Source organism: Desulfothermus naphthae (assembly GCF_054657475.1).
In genome coordinates, this window is sequence record NZ_BAAHYQ010000002.1 from 195,901 (window position 1) to 215,060 (window position 19,160).

Sequence of the window (19,160 nt, forward strand, 5' to 3'; positions counted from 1 at the left end):
AGATGCTGTTTACTAAAAAAAAGTTAATATTTTTAGTATTTTTTCTTATTATAAATATAACCCAAGTATTAGATAAGAGTGCTTTCTGTGTTGAAAAAAAAGAAAAAACAATTATTAATCCATTTTGGGAAAAGCGTTTTGGGAAAAAAGTCTTCGAGATTTTTCCTCAAATAAAAGTAAAACCTCAAAGAAAACTTCTTTTAGAGCAAACAGCTTCTTCATATCAGGACTATAAGATAATCCTCATAAGAGCACTAAGAAATAAAACCACTCAAATATCAATCAGCTTGGATCCTTATGTAGATAAAAGCCAATTTACTCAATGGAGTAAAAAAATTTGGGAAGAACTTGAAAAAGAAATTCCATGGTTATGGATGAGTCTTATACATTGGGAGTATAGGTATTGGAGTATTGATAATAAGGTTATAAAAACTACATATTCTATCACTTATGCGTATGATCATGCAAAAGAAAACCAATTAGAAAAAGATTTGATCTCCAGGATAGCAGATATTCTTTCTCCTGATATGGATATGATAACAAGAGAAAAAACAATCCATGATTGGATAGTAATTCACACCTCTTACGATTTAAATGCCTTAAATGGAAATAATCCTTTAGCATATACAGATTATGGTGCTTTTGAAAATGGCTTGGCAGTATGTGAAGGGTATTCAATACTAACCAACAGGATGTTATACATGGCAGGTATTGAAAATATGATCATTTCAGGAACTGCAATTAATGAAAAAGGATCTGAAGCTCATGCCTGGAACATAGTAAGATTATTTGATAATTGGTATCATCTTGATATAACATGGGATGACCCAATAGGAGAAGCTCCTGATTACATTGGCTATAACTACTTTAATCTGTCTGATAAAGAAATATCAAAGAACCACTTCTGGGACAAAAATAAATATCCTAATGCACAAAAGCATTATAATGAAAATGAATATCTTGGAAGAATAGAACACAAGTGTAGTATCTTTGAACCAAAGCTATGTAATACAGAGATAGAATGTATAAGAATATGTGGTAATTGGGTAAATGGAAAATGTCAGGTACCAATACTTAACCAAGCCCCTGATATTGACTCTTTTACAGCAAATCCCCTGTCAGGAACTGCACCTCTTACAGTGACCTTCACCTGCCAACCACATGATCCAGATGGAAGCATCACTTCTTACAAGTGGGACTTTGATGGAGATGGCACACCTGATCAAGAAACAACCACTGGCACTGTAACATATACTTATAATACGGCTGGAGTATATAATCCTACTGTATGGGTTTTTGATGATAAAGGTGCATCAAAAAAATCTGATCCTCTGACAATAAGGGTAAATCTACCTAAGGGAGATCTGAACGCAGATGGCAAGGTGGATCTCAAAGATGCTATCATTGCACTTAAAATAACAGCAGGTTTATCAGTAAATCAGAAGATATATCCTGAAGCAGAACCTACAGGAGATGGCAAGATAGGACTTGATGATGCAATATTTATCCTGAGGAAGCTGGCACAGGAGTAGGCAAATGATTAAAAAGATAAAGATAGCATTTTCAGTAGGGTTTATCCTTTTGTTCAGTGTTTTAAATGCCTTCTGTTACCGGAAACCACAAACCTTACAGACAGGGAGATCGTAGAGAGGCTTACAAGATTTGAGGAAGGATAGAAGGCACTGAGAGAAGAAATGAAGAAGAGATTTGAGGAAATAGACAAATGCATCACAGACAGACCTTGTTCACACAGCATGATGATAGTATTTGGAGGCTTGGTTGTTGCCATGATAGGGTGTTTGTATTTTGAACTTGCAGAGGTTATGAAGACATTTGGGCTGTTGTGATTATTGACTACTTTTGGTGATTCTGGTCTGCCAAAAGTTGGATTTTAAAAAAAGATACCAGCAAGCCAAAAAATACATAAAAAAAGAGGGAGTTTTGTGTGCCTGATAAGGCTTGTATTTTGAAGTTGTATAGGTTATAAAAATTGAGCTTTTATTATAAAAAACAACTCTGTTTTGGAGGCTAAAAGATGCTCAGGTATTTAAGCTTAAGTAAGATGCACAGGGTAGGGGTTATTTTTTATGCATTTTTTGTGGTTGTGTTTGGCACTGGTATTTCTTTTGCGTCAGGAGAGCCTGAAACATTGAAGTGGAAGTTTAAAATAGGAGCAGCGATTTATTCCTCTCCAGCGATAGGGAGTGATGGGACGATATATGTTGGATCTGATGATAATTACCTTTATGCCATAAACCCAGATGGAACACTGAAGTGGAAGTTTGAGACAGGATACAGTATTTATTCCTCTCCAGCGATAGGGAGTGATGGGACGATATATGTTGGATCTGATGATAATTACCTTTATGCCATAAACCCAGATGGAACACTGAAGTGGAAGTTTGAGACAGGATGCAATATTGACTTCTCCCTAGCGATAGGGGGAGATGGGACGATATATGTTGGATCTGATGATAATTACCTTTATGCCATAAACCCAGATGGAACACTGAAGTGGAAGTTTGAGACAGGAGACGATATTGATTGCTCTCCAGCGATAGGGAGTGATGGGACGATATATGTTGGATCTGATGATAATTACCTTTATGCCATAAACCCAGATGGAACACTGAAGTGGAAGTTTGAGACAGGATACAGTATTTGGTCCTCTCCAGCGATAGGGAGTGATGGGACGATATATGTTGGATCTTTGGATAACTACCTCTATGCCATAAACCCAGATGGAACACTGAAGTGGAAGTTTGAGACAGGATACAGGATTACCTCTTCTCCAGCGATAGGGAGTGATGGGACGATATATGTTGGATCTTATGATAACTACCTTTATGCCATAAACCCAGATGGAACACTGAAGTGGAAGTTTGAGACAGGATACAGTATTTGGTCCTCTCCAGCGATAGGGAGTGATGGGACGATATATGTTGGATCTTATGATAACTACCTTTATGCCATAAACCCAGATGGAACACTGAAGTGGAAGTTTGAGACAGGATACAGTATTTGGTCCTCTCCAGCGATAGGGAGTGATGGGACGATATATGTTGGATCTTTGGATAGCTACCTCTATGCCATAAAGTCTGATTCAAAAGGACTTGCTAAATCTCCTTGGCCTATGTTTCACCATGATGTAAGGCATATAGGAAAGCAGACCTTAATTAATCAAGCACCAGTTATAAACTCATTTGATGCAAATCCAAAGCAAGGGGATAAACCACTTGAGGTAACATTTACCTGCCAGGCACATGACCCAGATGGAAACATCACTACTTACAAGTGGGACTTTGATGGAGATGGCACACCTGATCAAGAAACAACCACTGACACTGTAACACATACCTATAATACGGCTGGAGTATATAATACTACTGTAACGGTTTTTGATGATAAAGGTGCAGTGCAAAAATCTGCTTATATAACTATTACTGTCTCACTGCAGTGGAGGAGGTTTAAAACAAAAGGCTGGATTTTCTCCTCTCCAGCGATAGGGAGTGATGGGACGATATATGTTGGGTCCGATGATAGCTACCTTTATGCCATAAACCCAGATGGAACACTGAAGTGGAAGTTTGAGACAGGAGACAGTATTTATTCCTCTCCAGCGATAGGGAGTGATGGGACGATATATGTTGGATCTGATGATAATTACCTTTATGCCATAAACCCAGATGGAACATTGAAGTGGAAGTTTGAGACAGGAGACGATATTGACTCCTCCCCGGCGATAGGAGAAGATGGGACAATATATGTTGGATCTTTGGATAACTACCTTTATGCCATAAACCCAGATGGAACACTAAAGTGGAGGTTTGAGACAGGAGACAGTATTTGGTCCTCTCCAGCGATAGGGAGTGATGGGACGATATATGTTGGATCTTATGATAACTACCTTTATGCCATAAACCCAGATGGAACACTAAAGTGGAAGTTTGAGACAGGATACAGTATTGACTCTTCCCCAGCGATAGGGAGTGATGGGACAATATATGTTGGATCTTATGATAACTACCTTTATGCCATAAACCCAGATGGAACACTAAAGTGGAAGTTTGAGACAGGAGGCGGTATTGGCTCCTCCCCTGCGATAGGAGAAGATGGTACGATATATGTTGGGTCCGATGATAACTACCTTTATGCCATAAACCCAGATGGAACACTAAAGTGGAAGTTTGAGACAGGAGACGATATTGACTCCTCCCCTGCGATAGGAAGTGATGGAACGATATATGTTGGATCTTTGGATAACTACCTCTATGCTATAAACCCAGATGGAACATTGAACTGGAAGTTTGGGACAGGAGATTGGATTTACTCTTCCCCAGCGATAGGAGAAGATGGGACGATATATGTCGGATCTTATGATAATTACCTGTATGCCATAAAGTCTGATTCAAAAGGACTTGCAAAATCTTCCTGGCCTATGTTTCTCCATAATGTAAGGCATATAGGAAAGCAGACCTTAATTAATCAAGCCCCAGTTATAGACTCATTTGATGCAAATCCAAAGCAAGGGGATAAGCCACTTGAGGTAACATTTACCTGCCAGGCACATGATCCAGATGGAAGCATTGCATCTTATAAGTGGGACTTTGATGGAGATGGCACACCTGATCAAGAAACAAATACTGGCACTGTAACACATACCTATACTAAGCCTGGAATATATAATACTACTGTAACGGTTTTTGATGATAAAGGTGCAGTGCAAAAATCTGCTTATATAATTATCACTGTCTCAGTGAAGTGGAGGTTTAAAACAGGAAACTCGATATTTTCCTCTCCTGCGATAGGGGGAGATGGGACGATATATGTTGGATCTGATGATAATTACCTTTATGCCATAAACCCAGATGGAACATTGAAGTGGAAGTTTGAGACATACAATAATATTTCTTCCTCTCCTGCGATAGGAGAAGATGGGACGATATATGTTGGATCTGATGATGGTTACCTTTATGCCATAAACCCAGATGGAACACTGAAGTGGAAGTTTCAGACATACAATAATATTTCCTCCTCTCCAGCGATAGGGGGAGATGGGACGATATATGTCGGATCTTGGGATAGCTTCTCTGAGGATAACCACTTTTATGCCATAAACCCAGATGGAACACTGAAGTGGAAGTTTGAGACAGGAGACAATATTGATTCCTCTCCAGCGATAGGGAGTGATGGGACAATATATGTTGGATTTTGGGGCGGCTACCTTTATGCCATAAATTCAGATGGAATACTGATGTGGAAGTTTAAGACAGGAGACGATATTTCCTCCTCTCCAGCGATAGGAGAAGATGGGACGATATATGTCGGGTCCAATGATAACTATCTGTATGCCATAAACCCAGATGGAACACTGAAGTGGAAGTTTAAAACAGGAAACGATATTGATTCCTCTCCAGCGATAGGGAGTGATGGCACAATATATGTTGGGTCCAATGATAACTATCTGTATGCCATAAACCCAGATGGAACACTGAAGTGGAAGTTTGAGACAGGAGGCGGTATTGGCTCCTCCCCTGCGATAGGAGAAGATGGGACGATATATGTTGGGTCTGATGATAATTACCTTTATGCCATAAACCCAGATGGAACACTGAAGTGGGAGTTTAAGACAGGAGACTGGATTACTTCTTCCCCTGCGATAGGAGAAGATGGGACGATATATGTCGGATCTAAGGATAATTACCTCTATGCCATAAAGTCTGATTCAAAAGGGCTTGCAAAATCCCCCTGGCCTATGTTTCTCCATAATGTAAGGCATATAGGAAGGGTAAAGGATCAGACCTTAATTAATCAAGCACCAGTTATAGACTCATTTGATGCAAATCCAAAGCAAGGGGATAAACCACTTGAGGTAACATTTACCTGCCAGGCACATGACCCAGATGGAAACATCACTTCTTACAAGTGGGACTTTGATGGAGATGGCATATTTGATCAAGAAACAACCACTGGCACTGTAACACATACCTATACTAAGCCTGGAATATATAATGCTACTGTAATGGTTTTTGATGATAAAGGTGCATTACCAAAATTTGCTTATATAATTATCACTGTCTCAGTGAAGTGGAGGTTTAAAACAGGAAACTGGATTTTTTCCTCTCCAGCGATAGGGGGAGATGGGACGATATATGTCAGATCTTGGGATAACTACCTTTATGCCATAAACCTAGATGGAACACTGAAGTGGAAGTTTGAGACAGGAGGCGGCTCCTCCCCTGCGATAGGAGAAGATGGGACAATATATGTTGGATCTTGGGGCGGCTACCTTTATGCCATAAACCCAGATGGAATACTGATGTGGAAGTTTAAAACAGAAGGGTGGCATTCTTCCTCCCCAGCGATAGGGAGTGATGGTACGATATATGTTGGGTCTTGGGATAACTACCTGTATGCCATAAACCCAGATGGAACACTGAAGTGGAAGTTTGAGACAGGAGACTGGATTACTTCTTCCCCTGCGATAGGAGAAGATGGGACGATATATGTTGGGTTTAGGGATAGCTACCTGTATGCCATAAACCCAGATGGAACACTGAAGTGGAAGTTTAAGACAGGAGACTGGATTGACTCCCCTCCAGCGATAGGAGGTGATGGGACGATATATGTTGGGTCTAGTTGCTATTTGTATGCCATAAACCCAGATGGAACACTGAAGTGGAAGTTTAAAACAGAAGGGTGGCATTCTTCTTCCCCAGCGATAGGGAGTGATGGCACAATATATGTTGGGTTCAATGATAACTATCTGTATGCCATAAACCCAGATGGAACACTGAAGTGGAAGTTTAAAACAGGAAACGATATTTCTTCCTCCCCAGCGATAGGGAGTGATGGCACAATATATGTTGGGTCCAATGATAACTATCTGTATGCCATAAACCCAGATGGAACACTTAAGTGGAAGTTTAAGACAGGAGACGATATTTCCTCCTCTCCAGCGATAGGAGAAGATGGGACGATATATGTTGGATCTAAGGATAATTACCTCTATACCATAAAGTCTGATTCAAAAGGGCTTGCAAAATCTCCTTGGCCTATGTTTCACCATGATGCAAGGCATACAGGAAATGTAAAGGGACAGGCCTTAATTAATCAATTACCAGTTATAGACTCGTTTGATGCAAATCCAAAGCAAGGGGATAACCTACTTGAAGTAACATTTACCTGCCAGGCACATGACCCAGATGGAAGCATTGTATCTTATAAGTGGGACTTTGATGGAGATAGCACCTTTGATCAAGAAACAAATACTGGCACTGTAACACATACCTATACTAAGGCTGGAGTATATAATGCTACTGTAACAGTTTTTGATGACAAAGGTGCATCAAAGAAATCTAATCCTCTGACAATAAGGGTAAATCTACTTAAGGGAGACCTGAACGCAGATGGTAAGGTGGATCTCAAAGATGCTATTATTGCACTTAAAGTAACAGCAGGCTTATCAGTAAATCAGAAGATATACCCTGAAGCAGAGCCTACTGGAGATGGCAAGATAGGACTTGATGATGCGATATTTATCCTGAGGAAGCTTGCACAGGAGTAGGCAGATGATTAAAAGGTAGTGTAAAAAAAAGATAAAGATAGCATTTTCAAAGGTGGCTTGATGCGATAGAAATGATAAATATGCACAAAAGGCTTTGTTCCTTATAGGAGGAAGTATATATAGTGCCATAAATGTAACTCATAAGTACAACAGGAAGCTTCGGTTGAAGTTTCTTGATAGATTTAAAGATAACCTTTACATAGAGCCGTTTATTAGGTTAAATAAAGAAAAAGGGGAAGGGATTGGTATTAAACTAAGATTTAATTTTTGATTTAAGGAGGATAAGGGATGTTTAAGAAGAAGGGATTTATTTGTATGATGGTATTATTTCTTTTACTGTTAGGTTCAGCTCAGGTCAAGGCTGAATTCAAAGTGTATGATGCAAATGGACAGTATCTGGGGATACTTGTAAGTTTTGAATGTCCCAATGAGCCAGTGATATTTGTGCCATCTTTAAAAGCTATTTTGAGAATTATACTTCCTTGGTGGACAACTAATAATAATGCTGCTGACATAGGTAGAATTCCTGACGATAGCAGCCCTTATGTATATAATAATAGCTCATGTTCTGGCTCAGTATATAAAGGTGCAGGTGGAGTAGCATTTCCGCATATCATAAATTTGTCTGATAAGTTATTTTTGGTAAGCCCAAGTAATGTGGAAACCTTTCCTTCAGATTCATTATTTGTAAAGACTTATTCATGGGAAAATGGACATGAGGTTGAGAAATGTGTAAGTTTAAAATCGGAAATGCCTGATATAGATGATTTTGTCAACATTGTCCCTCTGATTCCTTTATCTGAAGATCAGTTACCATTTAAGCTACCCATAAAACTTCCGTTGCGTTTAGAATATGTGCGTGGAGGCTTTGATATAAATGGAGATGGTAAAATAGGGCTTGAGGAAGCTATTTATTCCCTGCAAGTTACTGCGGGACTTAGGGCAAACCCAAATGCTAAATAGCAATAAAGTTTAACATCAAAACTAAGACAAAAAGTAAAGAAAAAAAAACTTATCTTATATTCTAAAAAAGTGGTATTCCATTTGAAAAACAGATCTTAGATAAACTTGAAATAAAAGATCCTTTAGAGCATTATTCTCCTGTTTAAATGTATAAGTATCTGAATTGAGCGCCCTCCCTATTTTGTTGATAAAATAGAGTTGTGATAATAAAAACACATAAAAAAAACATGTTATCACAAAAGGAGGACGCTCATGAAAAATATGCACTTTGTAGGGCTTGATGTCCACAAAAAAATTATTGCTTTTTGCGTAAAACAAATGGATGGCAAAATTATCTCTCAGGGCACTATTAAAGCCAATCGTAAAGCTTTAACAGGACTTTCCCCTTTTTAGGGTTAAAAATCAGCAAATAACCAATAATATCAACAAATTATTTGGATATTTTTTGTAAGACCCCACCCCTTTTATTTTGTAATAACATACAGATAGTATTTTAACTTGGGGGAATGTTGTCTTTTTCTATTATTTATTCTTATAGGCTATCTTTTACCTGAATGCCAACAAAAGCAATTATATAAGGGTCTCATTGATTCGATTAATTAGTCGATGCTTAAAAAATATATAATTTACTGAAAATACTTTACAAAATGTTTGTTATAATGTAATATAAACGACCAGAAAATGTTTAAAACAGGTAAAAAGGTGGTAGAAAAGAATAAAAAAATGGAAGGGAAATTATATGCAGACATGTATGCCAAAGCGTAGAATACCACATTTGATATGTGGAGATTTATTAGATTTTATTAATCCTGATGATCCTTTGATAATTTTATCTAAAAAAATTCCATGGAAAGAATTTGATAAAGCATTTGCGAGTAAATATAGTAAGCGGGGTCGTCCTGCCAAATCTACTAGATTGATGGTTGGACTTTTAATGTTAAAACACTTGTATAATTTAAGTGATGCAAAAGTAGTGCAGATGTGGACACAGAATCCATATTTTCAAGCTTTTTGTGGAGAAAGTAGATTTAGATGGTCTCCTCCATGTGCTCCATCAGAGCTTACACATTTCCGAAAACGCATAGGAGAAGATGGTGTAAAGAAAATATTTGAAATATCTGCTCAATTACATAAAGACAAAATTCAAGAAAAAGAGATAGTTGTAGATACTACAGTTCAAGAGAAAAATATTACATTTCCAACAGATACAAAGTTAATGTGTAAAATTATTTCCAAATGTAGAAAAATAGCTAAAGAAGAAGGAATAGTTTTACGTAGAAGTTTTAGAAGAGAGTTACCTGAGTTGTTAAAAAAAATAAGATTTAACAAGAGGTCAAAGGATAAGAAAAAAGTTAAAAAAGCCAGAAAAAGGATTAAGACTATAGCTGGGATATTGATTAGAGAAATAAAACGTAAATTGCCAGAAGATGTTTATCCCAAGTATGTAAAACAAATAGAACTATTTGAAAAAGTGCATTCTCAAAAGAAAAAAGATAAAAATAAAATTTATAGTCTTCATGAACCAGGAGTCTATTGCATAAGCAAAGGTAAAGAACATAAGAAATATGAATTCGGTTCAAAGGCAGCTATAGCAATGACAAAAAATAGTGGAGTAATAGTTGCTGCAGTAAATTTTGAAAGAAATCAATATGATGGTCATACATTGCCAAAAGTATTGTGTCAAACAGAGGAGATAGTAGGAAAAAGACCAGAGGTGGCCATTTGTGATAGGGGATTTAAAGGTAAAAGCAAAATAGGCTCAACAAAAATTATTATCCCAAAGAGTCCTAAAAAGAAAGCAACACCCTATCAAAAATCCAAGATGCGTAAGAGATTTAGACGAAGGGCGGCGATAGAACCAGTAATAGGCCATCTAAAATCAGATTTTCGTTTAGCCAGAAACTTTCTAAAAGGGACAATAGGAGATACAATCAATTTACTGTTGGCAGCAGCAGCTTATAACTTCAAAAAGCTGATGGATCAGCTTGCCTTTTTTTTGTTTCTTTTTATTTTTCGTCCTTTTTTTACAAAAAAATATCAAAATTAAGAGCCGATGAATGAATCTTGAGCTTAATCTAAAGTGAGTATGGAAAAAATTTTAGAATAAAATTTAATAAAAGGCTTTTTTTAAGCATCGACTAATTAGTCGATGCTTAAAATATATATAACTTACTAAAAATACTTTACAAAATGTTTGGAATAATGTAGCATAAACGACCAGAAAATGTTTAAAACAGGTAAAAAGGTGGTAGAAAAGAATAAAAAAATGGAAGGGAAATTATATGCAGACATGTATGCCAAAGCGTAGAATACCACATTTGATATGTGGAGATTTATTAGATTTTATTAATCCTGATGATCCTTTGATAATTTTATCTAAAAAAATTCCATGGAAAGAATTTGATAAAGCATTTGCGAGTAAATATAGTAAGCGGGGACGTCCTGCCAAATCTACTAGATTGATGGTTGGACTTTTAATATTAAAAGATATGCATAATTTGAGTGATGCTAAAGTAGTGCAAATGTGGACACAGAATCCTTACTTTCAAGCTTTTTGTGGCGAAAGCAGATTTAGATGGAATCCTCCATGTGCTCCATCAGAGCTTACACATTTCCGCAAATGTATAGGAGAAGATGGTGTAAAGAAAATTTTTGAAATATCTGCTCAATTACATAAAGGAAAAATTAAAGAAAAAGAGATAGTTGTAGATACTACAGTTCAAGAGAAAAATATTACATTTCTAACAGATACAAAGTTAATGTGTAAAATTATTTCCAAATGTAGAAAAATAGCTAAAGAAGAAGGAATAGTTTTACGTAGAAGTTTTAGAAGAGAGTTACCTGAGTTGTTAAAAAAAATAAGATTTAACAAGAGGTCAAAGGATAAGAAAAAAGTTAAAAAAGCCAGAAAAAGGATTAAGACTATAGCTGGGATATTGATTAGAGAAATAAAACGTAAATTGCCAGAAGATGTTTATCCCAAGTATGTAAAACAAATAGAACTATTTGAAAAAGTGCATTCTCAAAAGAAAAAAGATAAAAATAAAATTTATAGTCTTCATGAAGCAGGAGTCTATTGCATAAGCAAAGGTAAAGAACATAAGAAATATGAATTCGGTTCAAAGGCAGCTATAGCAATGACAAAAAATAGTGGAGTAATAGTTGCTGCAGTAAATTTTGAAAGAAATCAATATGATGGTCATACATTGCCAAAAGTATTGTGTCAAACAGAGGAGATAGTAGGAAAAAGACCAGAGGTGGCCATTTGTGATAGGGGATTTAAAGGTAAAAGCAAAATAGGCTCAACAAAAATTATTATCCCAAAGAGTCCTAAAAAGAAAGCAACACCCTATCAAAAATCCAAGATGCGTAAGAGATTTAGACGAAGGGCGGCGATAGAACCAGTAATAGGCCATCTAAAATCAGATTTTCGTTTAGCCAGAAACTTTCTAAAAGGGACAATAGGAGATACAATCAATTTACTGTTGGCAGCAGCAGCTTATAACTTCAAAAAGCTGATGGATCAGCTTGCCTTTTTTTTGTTTCTTTTTATTTTTCGTCCTTTTTTTACAAAAAAATATCAAAATTAAGAGCCGATGAATGAATCTTGAGCTTAATCTAAAGTGAGTATGGAAAAAATTTTAGAATAAAATTTAACCTAAAATCTGCAATTACAGTTCAATCGTAAGCAACTGATTGTTCTGGACAGAGATACCTAGATATGGAGCTGTTATGTTAAAGGATATGTCTCCCTCATTGTGACTTGGAAGGCTTTTTCAGGTAGAAGCTGCGGTCAGTGGCACTCTTTACGGGTGTGTAAAGGCACACCACTGCACATGGACTTACGCAAAATCCTATTTTAGAGGATACTCTCAAAAAAAGATTAAGCAAATTGTAATGACCGGATGGAATTTTCTATCTTTATCCAACGTTCTTTGAAAAAATAATCCCTCGATAATCGAAGGAACCATTGTCGTCCCGCATGCATCAGCCGAGCTGGAACATGGATTAGAAACATGCGGATTGTGTTGGGCTCTTCTCTAAAACCATCTTCATCGTTGAGCCACATCATCCAAACCAGTAGATTGTAAGCCAGAATACAGGTCTGGAATATGGCGGAGTTGGCCCAAAAATCCTGTGTCAAAATGCTTCCAGAGGCCATCTGTCCCTTACACCACTCAATCCAGTTTTCACTGGCCCCCCGTTGGCAATAATACCTGTGGACGTCCCAGGGACTCAGGTTCATATTTGTTACATAACAAAAATAATCATACTTAGTCTTTGTAACGCTGAAAAAAAAACAACTAAATTTGCTCTCTATTACTTGACGTACGGCCACAAACCGGCGGGGGTGCTTCCACCTTTCACATTTGTATGTGAATTCGGTCTTCTCATAGCCAGGTCTATTTTTAACCTTGTGCCATTTCTGAGCTTCTAAAAGCTGAGTGAGTCCTCGCATCTTAACCTTGATTAAGTACAAAGCATGAGCCTCTTCTAAGTAGTCTAAAAGTTCTCCATTAAAAAAGGCGGAATCTGCACGTACAATAATTTTCCAGACTCTCCTTGGAAGCTTGGCAAAGCACTCTTGCATAAACTCTACACAACCATTGGCTGAATAAGCATCTCCGGCTCTAAACCAGTTGTGAAGACATTCCCGCGTCTCAGCAATAAAGCAAAGTAGCGGATGATATCCCCTTTGTCCTGGCTTCTTGGGGTTGTAACCCTTCTCGGCACCTTCCTGTTTCCCATACACCCCACGCACTGTAGAGTCCAAATCTAAAGTGATGCGGCTAAACCATTTTTTACCCCAAACCTTTTTGCGCACTTTTGTTTCTACATCGGAGAGCTCATTGCAATGTCGGGGATTAAACAACTTAAAAACCCGATTTATGGTAGTATAGTCAGGAAACCTTTCCCATTTAAAAAGCGACCTCAATGCTAAATCAGATCTTAGGATAAATACATGGCTCATATGCTTAGCCCCGGCTAACACTGCCATCATCAAAATCATGATAATGTCGGAAACCTTATACTGTGCGGTAGCTCCCCGCTTAATAGTAATGTGTTGCTCAAGCATCTTGGGAAGCTTCAGTTTGTCAGCAAACAGGCCCAGCAATACCAGTCCGGCGTTGCCCGTAAGATTTTTTTCAGTGAACTTAACATGGAATCTACGCATAGAATCAGTGCCTCCTTAATACTTCCTATTTGAAACACTTTATACCATTAATTCACTATATTGTCAAGCTAAACATTATCTTATGATGCAAATTTTAGGTTCTATGTAATTTTATCATCAACAAATAAATGGCTGACTGATTGATACTTCCTTAATAGAAAATTTAGAAAGAGAATGTCTAATTGGTATTGGTATAAGATGTCCAAGTATTATCTGCTGTTCTTCCGTTAGGTGGTTTAGTTCAAAAACTATCGCTCTCTTTATTTTCACCTTTATGGTTGTATTTTATATTTTGGATCGTTTAGTTTCAAGGTGCTAACGCAATTGCTTTTCTTTCATCCCCACCGGGACCGGTCTTCCCGTCCCCGAAAGATAAATTTATAAGGTTGCATATTTTAAAAGATTTCTTTACAATTTCTTTACTAAAGATTAATAGGAGCTTTTATGAAAATAGCTGTTGCAGGAAAATGCGGTGTTGGAAAGAATACAGTTAGTGTCTGGCTTGGGAATTATTTAAAGAAGCAGGGAAAAGATATTTGGTTGATAGATGTTGATACAGCTTTATCTTTATGAGATAACAAAGAGTGTAGAGACGGTTTTACCTGACCCTGAACTTGCGAAGAAGGTAATAGAAGCAATAGAAAAAGGCCTTTATTCAATAAGAAGAGAAGGCAAAAGAGCAGAAGGTTGTCATTAAAACAGAGCTTAAAGATGAATTAACAAAGGAGCTTGTAACTAAAGATGAACTTAAGGCCACTGAAGAAAGATTAAGGACAGAGATACACAAGTGGCGTGCAGACACCATAAAGTGGATGTTTATATTCTGGCTAGGACAGATTGCTACTTTTACTGGAATTTTGATTAGTGTGTTAAAATTAATGTTGAAATAACACAAGAGAACAAGGATAATGTCAAAATGGACAGTTGTGTTTAGGGGGTTGACACATAGTTAGACATATTATAAATAGTTTGTCACTCAGGTGCCGTAAGGCTTAATAGGGAATCCGGTGAAAATCCGGAGCCGGCCCGCGGCTGTGATAAGGGGACGAAAGCCACATCAAGCCACTGGGAGTAGGGGTGCTCCTGGGAAGGCGTGGCGAGTAGAGAGATCCTTAGAGTCAGAAGACCTGCCTGAGTAACATAGGCATTAGCTTTGGCGGATGCCCAAAGCTATAAACTGAGGTCCTTTGGGATAAAACGGGAGTCCCTGGACTGCTGTGTGCGGTTCAGGGACTCTTTTTTTGGTTAAGGGAGAAGACAGTTGAGATAAGTATTCTTTTGAAATCGAGATTGTAGAAAGTAACGATTTCCTCAAAATATATAACTTTGCTTTATATTATATTCTTAATTTTTATTTCTTTACACAACTATTTTGGGAAAAATCAAATGAGGAGAAGAAGATATATTGCACTCTTCATATTTTCATCAATTATGTTTATCTTTCTTTTGATCACAAATCTTGTTTTAGGTTCAGTAGATATTCCTCTTAAAGAAATTTTTAACCTAAAATTTGCATCATAAGATAATGTTTAGCTTGACAATATAGTGAATTAATGGTATAAAGTGTCTCAAATAGGAAGTATTAGGAGGCACTGATTCTATGCGTAGATTCCATGTTAAGTTCACTGAAAAAAATCTTACGGGCAACGCCGGACTGGTATTGCTGGGCCTATTTGCTGACAAACTGAAGCTTCCCAAGATGCTTGAGCAACACATTACTATTAAGCGGGGAGCTACCGCACAGTATAAGGTTTCCGACATTTGTCAAAGGTAAAATAAATTCCCCAGGAAAAGGCCCTTAAAATTCCCCACCTGATATGATAATCACCTCTGAAAATATTTTATTCGGAGGTGAAATAAAGATGAAGGGGGTAGCTATGTATTACACTGTAAAAACAATGCTTGAGCACGGTAAGAGTATTTCAGCTATAGCTAGAGATCTTGGCATTGACCGAAAGACTGTCCGCAAAATACGAGATAGGGTGAAAAATGGGGAAATAAAGACTCCTGTTATGAAGAGAAAAAGTAAATTAGACACTTATAAAGAAGAGATTATTGGCTATCTTGAGAAGGGGTTTTCAGGAGTATTAATTCATCAGAAACTAACAGAAAAAGGTGTAGATATTTCTTATAGCGGGGTGAAAAAATATGTGAGGAAACTAAAGGGCCCTAGAGATACTTATGTCCCTATAGTTTCCCCACCTGGTAAAGAAGCTCAAGTAGATTTTGGTTATGCTGGTTATTTTAACTATGGTGGGAAAAAGGTCAAGACCTGGATATTCTGTATGAGGCTAAGCTTTAGTAGATATGATTATTATGAATTGGTAACAAGCCAGAATGTTCCTACATTTATCAGGTGTCATATAAATGCTTTTGAATACTTTGGAGCAGTACCTCAGATAGTAAAGATAGATAATCTTAAATCTGGTGTTTTAAAGGCCAATTTTTATGAACCTGAGATCCAGCATGAATATGCTAACATGCTTTCTTATTATGGTAGCAGTCCAATTACTTGCAAAGTAAGAAGACCTGAGGAAAAAGGCAAGGTTGAATCAGCAATTAAGTATGTAAAAAATAACTTTCTAAAATCTCTTGAAACAAAAGATTTAGAAACTGCCAGGAAAAAACTCAAAGAATGGATGGAAAACACTTGTAATAAGAGGATTCACGGTACTACGAGAAAGATACCTGCAGAAGAGTTTAAGAATAAAGAAAAGCCTTGTATGATAAGTCTTCCGCCAAAGAGATATGAAACATATGTAATAGAAAACAGACGAGTTAACAGATATGGTCATGTTTCTTATAGATATAACTATTACTCAGTCCCTTATAAATATGTAGGTGAGGAAGTAACCATTAAAGCAGGTAGAGATATTTTAAAAATCTATGATAGAGAACATAATGAAATAGCAGTCCATCCAATTGATAAAGGCACTGGCAATTTTATAACAAGAGAAGAACATATACCTAAGAGGAAACAACGAAGAAGTTCAGAATATTATGAACAACAGTGTAGTCAGATAGGCATGGGTGCTGTTTCTTTTTTCAAGAATTTAAAGAGCCACAAGCCTAATGAATATCTTAGGCTTATTCAGGGTGTTCTTTCTTTACGTAGATATTACAGTGATTCCATAATAAATTCTGCATGCATTAGAGCAGATAAATTTGGTTGTTACTCTTTTAAATCAGTGAAGAAGATTTGTGAACAAGGGTTATTTGAAACTCCTGCTGAAATAGATACATCTGCTATAGGTGGCGGGTATGGTAATAATCTTAGAGATTATGATAGAAATTAGTGGGGGGCTTTCAAATGAATCAATTAAAAAAGAAAATACAAAATCTTAAACTCTCCGGTATTGTTAAGACTTTAGAATCTAGAAATAAGTATGCCATAGAAAATCAATTAAGTTATATAGATTTTCTTGAGTTATTAATTGAAGATGAATATGCCAACAGGCGTTCAAATTCTTATAATAAAAGACTAAATAAATCCAAACTAGATACTTCCAAAACTATTGAAACCTATGATTTTACATATCAGCCAGAATTAAATAAAAAACAAATACTTGATTTGGCTTCTTGCCGTTTTATTCAGGAAAAAAAGAATATTATTTTTATGGGAAATCCTGGTGTGGGGAAAACTCATCTTGCCAATGCATTGGGAATTGAAGCCCTAAAACAGGGCTATAAAGTCTATTTTGTTCATGCTAATGATATTGTTTCAAAGCTTATGTCTGCTAGGGGCGATGGTACTTATTATGCTGTCCTAAAAGACCTGCTTAAAGTGGACCTACTCATAATTGATGAAATAGGGTTTAAGAAAATTCCTCAAAATTCTGTAGATGAATTCTTTGAAGTTATTAGAAGACGTTATGAAAATGGATCTATTATAATCACCACTAACCGCCCTTTTGAAGAATGGGCTAATATATTTGGCGATGCTGTCCTTGCATCTGCTATTGTAGATAGAATTGTCCATCATTCTCATATAATAAAAATATTAGGTAAAAGTTATAGAATGAAGGAGTTAAATAAATCTAAAAATTAGTCTAAATAGGGTGGGGAATTTTAAGGGCCCTAACATGGGGATTTTTGATTGACTTTAACACGACATTATCATGATTTTGATGATGGCAGTGTTAGCCGGGGCTAAGCATATGAGCCATGTATTTATCCTAAGATCTGATTTAGCATTGAGGTCGCTTTTTAAATGGGAAAGGTTTCCTGACTATACTACCATAAATCGGGTTTTTAAGTTGTTTAATCCCCGACATTGCAATGAGCTCTCCGATGTAGAAACAAAAGTGCGCAAAAAGGTTTGGGGTAAAAAATGGTTTAGCCGCATCACTTTAGATTTGGACTCTACAGTGCGTGGAGTGTATGGGAAACAGGAAGGTGCCGAGAAGGGTTACAACCCCAAGAAGCCAGGACAAAGGGGATATCATCCGCTCCTTTGCTTTATTGCTGAGACGCGGGAATGTCTTCACAACTGGTTTAGAGCCGGAGATGCTTATTCAGCCAATGGTTGTGTAGAGTTTATGCAAGAGTGCTTTGCCAAGCTTCCAAGGAGAGTCTGGAAAATTATTGTACGTGCAGATTCCGCCTTTTTTAATGGAGAACTTTTAGACTACTTAGAAGAGGCTCATGCTTTGTACTTAATCAAGGTTAAGATGCGAGGACTCACTCAGCTTTTAGAAGCTCAGAAGTGGCACAAGGTTAAAAATAGACCTGGCTATGAGAAGACCGAATTCACATACAAATGTGAAAGGTGGAAGCACCCCCGCCGGTTTGTGGCCGTACGTCAAGTAATAGAGAGCAAATTTAGTTGCTTTTTTTTCAGCGTTACAAAGACTGAGTATGATTATTTTTGTTATGTAACAAATATGAACCTGAGTCCCTGGGACGTCCACAGGTATTATTGCCAACGGGGGGCCAGTGAAAACTGGATTGAGTGGTGTAAGGGACAGATGGCCTCTGGAAGCATTTTGACACAGGATTTTTGGGCCAACTCCGCCATATTCCAGACCTGTATTCTGGCTTACAATCTACTGGTTTGGATGATGTGGCTCAACGATGAAGATGGTTTTAGAGAAGAGCCCAACACAATCCGCATGTTTCTAATCCATGTTCCAGCTCGGCTGATGCATGCGGGACGACAATGGTTCCTTCGATTATCGAGGGATTATTTTTTCAAAGAACGTTGGATAAAGATAGAAAATTCCATCCGGTCATTACAATTTGCTTAATCTTTTTTTGAGAGTATCCTCCAAAATAGGATTTTGCGTAAGTCCATGTGCAGTGGTGTGCCTTTACACACCCGTAAAGAGTGCCACTGACCGCAGCTTCTACCTGAAAAAGCCTTCCAAGTCACAATGAGGGAGACATATCCTTTAACATAACAGCTCCATATCTAGGTATCTCTGTCCAGAACAATCAGTTGCTTACGATTGAACT

Annotated in this window: 12 protein-coding genes, 2 pseudogenes and 1 riboswitch; of the genes and pseudogenes, 13 read left to right on the forward strand and 1 reads right to left on the reverse strand. The window is 37.2% G+C overall.

Features of this window, described 5'->3' with window-relative positions; all coding sequences use genetic code 11:
* Positions 1 to 2 precede the first annotated feature (2 nt).
* From ACYQ1E_RS10395 to ACYQ1E_RS10425, 7 genes are all read left to right on the forward strand, one after another.
* Positions 3 to 1,532 (forward strand): PKD domain-containing protein, encoded by a 1,530-nt coding sequence (locus ACYQ1E_RS10395; protein ID WP_459878983.1) that lies wholly within the window; start codon positions 3 to 5, stop codon positions 1,530 to 1,532.
* Positions 1,533 to 1,694: 162 nt separating this feature from the next.
* Positions 1,695 to 1,847 (forward strand): hypothetical protein, encoded by a 153-nt coding sequence (locus tag ACYQ1E_RS10400; protein WP_459878985.1) that lies wholly within the window; start codon positions 1,695 to 1,697, stop codon positions 1,845 to 1,847.
* Between the two features lie 188 nt (positions 1,848 to 2,035).
* Entirely contained in the window at positions 2,036 to 7,567 is a 5,532-nt protein-coding gene (locus tag ACYQ1E_RS10405) for a beta-alanine-activating enzyme beta-propeller domain-containing protein (protein ID WP_459878987.1), read from the forward strand.
* Positions 7,568 to 7,855: 288 nt separating this feature from the next.
* Positions 7,856 to 8,530: a hypothetical protein gene (locus tag ACYQ1E_RS10410; RefSeq protein WP_459878989.1), complete on the forward strand. Its 675-nt coding sequence runs from the start codon at positions 7,856 to 7,858 to the stop codon at positions 8,528 to 8,530.
* 252 nt (positions 8,531 to 8,782) lie between these two features.
* Positions 8,783 to 8,923 (forward strand): hypothetical protein, encoded by a 141-nt coding sequence (locus ACYQ1E_RS10415; RefSeq protein WP_459878991.1) that lies wholly within the window; start codon positions 8,783 to 8,785, stop codon positions 8,921 to 8,923.
* Positions 8,924 to 9,281: 358 nt separating this feature from the next.
* A complete protein-coding gene (locus ACYQ1E_RS10420; RefSeq protein WP_459876375.1) occupies positions 9,282 to 10,577 on the forward strand; it encodes an IS5 family transposase in 1,296 nt (431 codons plus the stop codon).
* Positions 10,578 to 10,824: 247 nt separating this feature from the next.
* Positions 10,825 to 12,120: an IS5 family transposase gene (locus tag ACYQ1E_RS10425; RefSeq protein ID WP_459878993.1), complete on the forward strand. Its 1,296-nt coding sequence runs from the start codon at positions 10,825 to 10,827 to the stop codon at positions 12,118 to 12,120.
* Positions 12,121 to 12,413: 293 nt separating this feature from the next.
* Here ACYQ1E_RS10425 and ACYQ1E_RS10430 read toward each other — a convergent pair whose 3' ends face one another.
* Positions 12,414 to 13,706 carry an IS1380 family transposase gene (locus ACYQ1E_RS10430; RefSeq protein WP_459878995.1) on the reverse strand — a complete coding sequence of 431 codons (1,293 nt, stop codon included), beginning with the start codon at positions 13,704 to 13,706 and terminating at the stop codon, positions 12,414 to 12,416.
* A 444-nt stretch (positions 13,707 to 14,150) separates the two neighbouring features.
* Here ACYQ1E_RS10430 and ACYQ1E_RS10435 point away from each other — a divergent pair, with 444 nt between their 5' ends.
* The 6 genes and pseudogenes from ACYQ1E_RS10435 to ACYQ1E_RS10460 all read left to right on the forward strand — a co-directional run.
* Positions 14,151 to 14,279 carry a nucleotide-binding protein gene (locus ACYQ1E_RS10435; protein WP_459878997.1) on the forward strand — a complete coding sequence of 43 codons (129 nt, stop codon included), beginning with the start codon at positions 14,151 to 14,153 and terminating at the stop codon, positions 14,277 to 14,279.
* Positions 14,254 to 14,403: a hypothetical protein gene (locus tag ACYQ1E_RS10440; protein WP_459878999.1), complete on the forward strand. Its 150-nt coding sequence runs from the start codon at positions 14,254 to 14,256 to the stop codon at positions 14,401 to 14,403. Before ACYQ1E_RS10435 ends, ACYQ1E_RS10440 begins: the two co-directional genes overlap by 26 nt.
* A gap of 264 nt (positions 14,404 to 14,667) precedes the next feature.
* Positions 14,668 to 14,855: riboswitch (cobalamin riboswitch) on the forward strand.
* 451 nt (positions 14,856 to 15,306) lie between these two features.
* A pseudogene (locus ACYQ1E_RS10445) lies at positions 15,307 to 15,468 on the forward strand (IS1380 family transposase); the annotation flags it as partial.
* A 100-nt stretch (positions 15,469 to 15,568) separates the two neighbouring features.
* On the forward strand, positions 15,569 to 17,002 hold the full coding sequence (gene istA, locus ACYQ1E_RS10450) for an IS21 family transposase (RefSeq protein ID WP_459874997.1): 1,434 nt from the start codon (positions 15,569 to 15,571) through the stop codon (positions 17,000 to 17,002).
* A 14-nt stretch (positions 17,003 to 17,016) separates the two neighbouring features.
* Complete coding sequence (gene istB, locus ACYQ1E_RS10455; protein ID WP_459876387.1) at positions 17,017 to 17,754, forward strand: IS21-like element helper ATPase IstB; 738 nt, start codon at positions 17,017 to 17,019, stop codon at positions 17,752 to 17,754.
* A gap of 61 nt (positions 17,755 to 17,815) precedes the next feature.
* Positions 17,816 to 18,952: pseudogene (locus tag ACYQ1E_RS10460) on the forward strand (IS1380 family transposase); the annotation flags it as partial.
* Positions 18,953 to 19,160 lie beyond the last annotated feature (208 nt).